This is a genomic window from Actinotalea sp. C106, assembly GCF_023630195.1.
GTDB lineage: Bacteria > Actinomycetota > Actinomycetes > Actinomycetales > Cellulomonadaceae > Actinotalea.
The window spans coordinates 1-904 of sequence record NZ_JALPKN010000560.1 but is presented as its reverse complement, the minus strand read 5'-3'; the positions used below and the strand labels follow the sequence as shown (position 1 = coordinate 904).

General features: G+C 75.9%; 2 protein-coding genes. Both read right to left on the bottom strand.

The features are described 5' to 3' along the window. A partial coding sequence (locus L0B03_RS18475; protein ID WP_250448553.1) for an alanine racemase occupies positions 1-231 on the bottom strand: 231 nt, incomplete at its 3' end. Between the two features lie 94 nt (positions 232-325). After that, the coding region (locus tag L0B03_RS18470) for a nucleoside/nucleotide kinase family protein (RefSeq protein ID WP_250448551.1) at positions 326-904 on the bottom strand (579 nt) is incomplete at its 5' end.

Here is a 904-nt window from a genome sequence, read left to right as displayed (position 1 = left end):
CGATCCGACTTCGACCTGGGCCGCACCGAGCCAGGTCGCGCCACCGGCCAGGGCTGCCCGGGCGCTGGGCACCAGCCCGTGCCCGTAGGCGTCGGCCTTGACCACGGCCATCACCGCGGCCGGGCCGGCACGGTCCGCGAGGGCGGTCACGTTGGCGCTGATCGCGTCGAGGTCGACGACGGCGCGAGCGGGGTAGGTCACGGCGCTCAGTCTTCCATCCCGCGGCGCCATCCTGCGGTGCCATCCCGCCGTGCCATCCCGCCGTGCCATCCCGCCGCCATCCCGTGGTGCCATCCCGTCGTGCCATCCCGCGGGAGCCCCGCGGTCACGGGACGAGGACGTGCCGTGTCGCACGCCCGCGGCCCCGGGAGATCAGCTGGGCGTTCGGCTCGTCGGTCCCGAGCACCCAGGCCAGGGCCGCCTCGGGACTCCGGCCGTGGGTGACGTGCCGGGCCACGAGGCGCTCGCGGCGCGTCGCGGGCTCCAGGTCGAGGTACCAGCACTCGTCGAGCAACGGGGCGACGCGGGCCCACGCACCGTCGTCGTGCAGCAGGTAGTTGCCCTCGACGACCACGAGGGGGACCTCCGCCTCGACCGCGACCGCCCCCGCGACGGGCTCCTCGAGGTGCCTGTCGAAGCGCGGGGCGTAGACCGTCTCCCCCGTCGCCCCTCGCCCGGGCCGTTGTGCGGCCAGTCGTTCCAGGAGGACGACGAACCCCGCGGCGTCGAAGGTGTCCGGGGCGCCCTTGCGGTCGGCCCGGCCGAGCCGTTCGAGCTCGGCCTGCGCCAGGTGGAAGCCGTCCATCGGCACCAGGGCCGCCAGGCCGTCGAGGTCGGCCACGAGCTGTACGGCGAGGGTCGACTTGCCCGCCCCGGGCGGGCCGACGAGCCCGAGCAGCCGACG